This is a genomic window from Roseofilum sp., assembly GCF_982964205.1.
Window position 1 is genome coordinate 1 of the sequence record NZ_CEZBFX010000200.1, and the last position, 4,214, is coordinate 4,214.

5 protein-coding genes are annotated in these 4,214 nt (G+C 44.5%); 3 read left to right on the plus strand and 2 right to left on the minus strand.

The window, feature by feature from the left end; all coding sequences use genetic code 11:
* Positions 1-43: 43 nt before the first annotated feature.
* Both AC3A14_RS24155 and AC3A14_RS24160 read right to left on the minus strand, forming a co-directional pair.
* Positions 44-358, minus strand: a complete 315-nt coding sequence (locus tag AC3A14_RS24155; RefSeq protein ID WP_318737701.1) for a hypothetical protein — start codon at positions 356-358, stop codon at positions 44-46.
* 124 nt (positions 359-482) lie between these two features.
* Entirely contained in the window at positions 483-830 is a 348-nt protein-coding gene (locus AC3A14_RS24160; RefSeq protein WP_318719278.1) for a hypothetical protein, read from the minus strand.
* A gap of 49 nt (positions 831-879) precedes the next feature.
* On the opposite strand from AC3A14_RS24160, the gene AC3A14_RS24165 reads away from it, so the two are divergent.
* The 3 genes from AC3A14_RS24165 to AC3A14_RS24175 all read left to right on the plus strand — a co-directional run bounded on the left by AC3A14_RS24165 (position 880) and on the right by AC3A14_RS24175 (position 4,080).
* Complete coding sequence (locus tag AC3A14_RS24165; protein WP_318736271.1) at positions 880-3,216, plus strand: phosphodiester glycosidase family protein; 2,337 nt, start codon at positions 880-882, stop codon at positions 3,214-3,216.
* A 109-nt stretch (positions 3,217-3,325) separates the two neighbouring features.
* Positions 3,326-3,724, plus strand: coding sequence for a helix-turn-helix domain-containing protein (locus tag AC3A14_RS24170; RefSeq protein WP_487779210.1), 399 nt, complete (start codon positions 3,326-3,328; stop codon positions 3,722-3,724).
* A gap of 47 nt (positions 3,725-3,771) precedes the next feature.
* On the plus strand, positions 3,772-4,080 hold the full coding sequence (locus tag AC3A14_RS24175; RefSeq protein ID WP_487779211.1) for a transposase: 309 nt from the start codon (positions 3,772-3,774) through the stop codon (positions 4,078-4,080).
* The last annotated feature ends 134 nt before the right edge of the window (positions 4,081-4,214 follow it).

Below are 4,214 nucleotides of genomic sequence, written 5' to 3' on the forward strand. Positions count from 1 at the left end.
TGCGGTCGCAATGACAACTCACATCTACGATCAACAATGTACCTCATAGCAGCGCTTCGCGCTGTAACCCTCTTCTGTCACTTTCGGATAAAGGGGCGTGAAACCCTGATTCCTTCGTTAACGATCGCGGGCTGTAATGACGGAAATTCGTACGAATTTCCCAGAGTGACAGAAGAGGGGTAAATTTATGCCATTCTGATTGATCCATCTTTTTTGTGAGGTTCTGCTCATTATCTCTAACCAACTCTTCGGTTAAAATAACCTTAATTTCTTCGGTCACGGTTCGACCATGAGAAATGGCTTTGTTTTGGAGTTTTTCTAATATTTCTGGCTCAAGATTCTCAAGAATAATCGTCATATAACAACCTCTGTCTGCATAGAACGTGAAAGTCGATCTGATTTTAACAAACTCTCCTCACTGTTATCAAGATACCTGACTCCTGAGCAGCACCTTTCATGTCTACAATAGCCTAAAGTGCTGTCTATTTCCCTAAAACCCATCCATAAGTTAGCAGAGCAACGATCATACTGCCGATATACACCACACCCACAAAAATTGGAATTTGACTGATCAAAGTATATTCTTTTAACCAAACAAAGGCGACTAAATACCCCGGAAGAACATTAAATCCCCAAAACAAAGATACCAGAAAAACGGCGGCAAAACTTTGTTGAGCATTCAAATTAGATAGGGACTTTTGACCAAAACAAAACCGGATAAAAGGTTGGGAGAGCCAGACAATAAAATAACCGGGGAGTCCTGCAAACCAAATGCCCAGTATGGCCAAACCCACGGCGATCAACATTGATAAAATTAGATTGGCAATCATATCCTGTTCGGCTAGTCCGTTATAATCATTTTTAATTTTTAATTGAACGATGTCTTCCTTTCCCGATACCCTCAATCATTGGGCATTCCCCTTTATCCAAGCATTGCGCGATCGCCGCATTGTCAATGGATTCCCTGACGGGACATTTCGGCCCGATCGCCCCATGACTCGCGCTGAATATGCCGTTATACTCCAAGCTGCCCTACAACAACCCCAAAAAAGACCCTACACGCCGTTTATCGACGTTGGAGCGAATTTTTGGGCGACTCAAGCCATCATTTGGGCTTACGAGACCAACTTTATATCGGGCTTTCCAGGTCGTCGATTTCGACCCCAAGCCAATGTTACCCGGATTCAGATTATCGTCTCTTTAGTCAGTGGGTTGCGGGTTCATACCCTGGTCGATCGAAATCAACCTCTTGCTCCCCTCGAAGACATTTATGAAGATGCCTCCAGTGTGCCCCAATATGGTCGGGATGCGCTGCATTTAGCAACCCGCGCTAACCTGGTGGTGAACTATCCGGATCTGATGGTTTTCCACCCCAACCAGGATGCAACTCGTGCAGAAGTGGCGGCGTTTTTCTATCAATCTTTACTGCTGTTGGGTAAAGTGGAAGCGATTCCCTCAGACTATATTTTACAAGTGTTTCCGGCTGGCCCGATTCGGGAAGGAACCCGGATTTCCATTAATGGAAAAACCCGTGCGGCAACCTGGAATCAATGGAGTAATGGTTTATTGGCGCGAACGGCGATCGCCGATGCGGGTTTGATTCAGGGTATGGGAATTGACTTGTTGAATACGGAAAACCCGAGTCAACAACCGGTTCAATGGTTTTCTCTCCCCATTGCTCTCCCCGTGCAACGTCATAACCATTATCGTCATCTGGAGATTACAAACTGGCGAAAACAGCAGTCGTTAACAATGTCAGTGAACGGGGATACGTTGGCGATCGCGAAGCCGATGACAAACGTTACTGGGATACAAATAGAAAACCTCTTTGAGGGCGATCGCGCGATCGGTTTGCGTCTGAAAATTAACCTCACTGAACCCACTCCCTATCAACTCCGACAAGATACGTTTGATTGGCAAGTTACCCTGGATGCGGCGATTAAACAAAGTATTTTAGATGACTATCAAAACCCCTCAACCGTTACGCCTGAAAGCACTCGACCTTCTTCCGAAGAAGTGAATGAAGGAGAAGTCATTGCCGATACGTCCCAACCGTTACGCCCGACAATAACAGCCGATCCCCAGCATCTTTTAATTCAAGGGAATCTTCCTCCTGGACTCTCCGTAAAAGCCATTACTCAAACCAATCCCTATACCTTAATTCTGGAGATTCGCCCCGATATTCCTCGCAACCGAAATATTCTTTGGTTGCCGGGACTGCGCTGGAAAGAAGAATATGTATCCTTAGGTTCCGATCGTTTTCCGATTACGTCCTTAACGCTGTCTCCAAATCAAACACCGAAACTGAATTTAGAACCCATTTGGACTTACTCTCACACCATGGAAGGTACCACCCCGTTATTAAAAATGGGGGAATTTTGTAAAACTCTAGCTGCCATTAATGCTGGATTTTTTAACCGCAATAACCGATTACCTTTGGGGGCAATTCGTTGGCACGGAACCTGGTATTCTGGCCCGATCTTGAATCGGGGGGCGATCGCCTGGGATAATCAAGGTAGCACTGCCATTGACCGCCTCACCCTAGAAGAAGTAATTACTACATCAACTGGTGGACAATTTCCCTTGGTTGTTCTCAACAGTGGCTATGTTAAAGGAGGAATTTCTCGCTTTACACCCCAATGGGGCAAGAGTTATACGCCTTTAACCGCCGGAGAAGTGATTATCGTTGTTGAGAATAACCGAGTTACTCGTCATGTAGAAAATGCGGAAGTTACGGATATTCCTGATACGGGATATTTATTGGTTTTGCGATCGCTCTCTAGCGCCAAAGCCAGCCTAATGCCCGGCACAACCATAACCTTAGAAAGTACCACTAATCCCTCTAACTTTAACTCCTTTCCCCATATTATCGGTGGCGGTCCCTTACTGATCAAAAATCAACAAATTGTTGTTGATGCTCAAGCCGAAGGATTTAGCCGTGCCTTTGCCCAACAATCTGCCATTCGCAGTGTTTTCGGAATTACTAACTCTGGTGAATTGATACTCGTCACCATCCATAACCGTATCGGTGGATTAGGAGCCAGCTTAACCGAAACTGCCGAACTCATGCAAAAACTTGGAGCCATTCACGCCTTAAACTTAGATGGCGGTAGTTCCACCAGTTTGATCCTCGGCGGACAAATGATTAACCGTCCCCCTTCGACTGCCGCTAGAGTTCATAATGGCTTAGGAATTTTCAGTCATCATTACGGTTAGGTTTCTGAAATTAACAATTAACCCTAATCATTACTATAGCATTTACAGCGCTTCGCGCTGTAATGGGGTACAATATAAAATGAAGAGATAAGAAAGGAAAGAAGAGGTAATGCAAGCATATTCAGTAGATTTACGAGAAAAAATAGTCAAAGCTCATTTAATCGAAAACTCGTCAATTAGAAAAGTAGCAGAGAGGTTTTCGGTAAGTAAAAGCCTAGTGCAAAAATTAGTAAAGCAACAAAAAACAGAGGGGAATGTAGAGCCGAAACGCCCAGGGAAGCCTCAGTTAAGTTATCTGAATAATGAGAAAGCTAAAGAACAAGTCAAAGGGTTAGTCGCAGAACATAAAGACGCTAGGTTAGCGGAGCTGTGTGAATTATTTGCACAACTGACCGGAAATTGGGTAAGTCCCACAGCGATGTGGCGTTGCTTAAATCAACTGGGATTATCTCGTAAAAAAAAACGAGGTATAGCACTCAAGCAGGGACAGAAAGAGTACAAAAACTGAGAATAGAGTATTGGAAGCAAGTGAGAGAGATAGAGCCGGGCAACCTAGTGTTCATAGATGAAACGGGTATTCTTCTAGGGGGAAGCCGCCCTTATGGACGGTCGGAGAAAGGGACAAGAGTCAGGGAAATGAAACCGTTTTACCGGGGGTCAAAAGTTACCTTAGTTGGGGCAATTACTCAGGATAAAGTTTTAGCTTTGATGACCATTGATGGCTCTTTAGATACCGCCGCGTTTAAGGTATTTATTGACCATTTTCTCGTTCCTAAACTATGGCCAGGGGCGGTAGCCCTTGACTTAATTAATCCTAAACATTTAAGAATAGGGTTTGCTCATTGTTGTTATTGTACCTCATGACAGCGCGAAGCGCTGTATCTCTTCTACGAGGTGCAGCTTGAAACCTTAGAAGCTAATACTATTTCTCCATGATATTGCGCTTACAGCGCTTCGCGCTGCTATGAGGTACATTGTTGATCGTAGATGTGAGTTGT

What these genes read in the sequence shown, in the direction of transcription:
- AC3A14_RS24155 (WP_318737701.1), bottom strand. Translation starts at nt 358, where the DNA reads ATGACGATTATTCTTGAGAATCTTGAGCCAGAAATATTAGAAAAACTC.
- AC3A14_RS24170 (WP_487779210.1), top strand. Translation starts at nt 3,326, where the DNA reads ATGCAAGCATATTCAGTAGATTTACGAGAAAAAATAGTCAAAGCTCAT.
- AC3A14_RS24165 (WP_318736271.1), top strand. Translation starts at nt 880, where the DNA reads ATGTCTTCCTTTCCCGATACCCTCAATCATTGGGCATTCCCCTTTATC.
- AC3A14_RS24160 (WP_318719278.1), bottom strand. Translation starts at nt 830, where the DNA reads ATGATTGCCAATCTAATTTTATCAATGTTGATCGCCGTGGGTTTGGCC.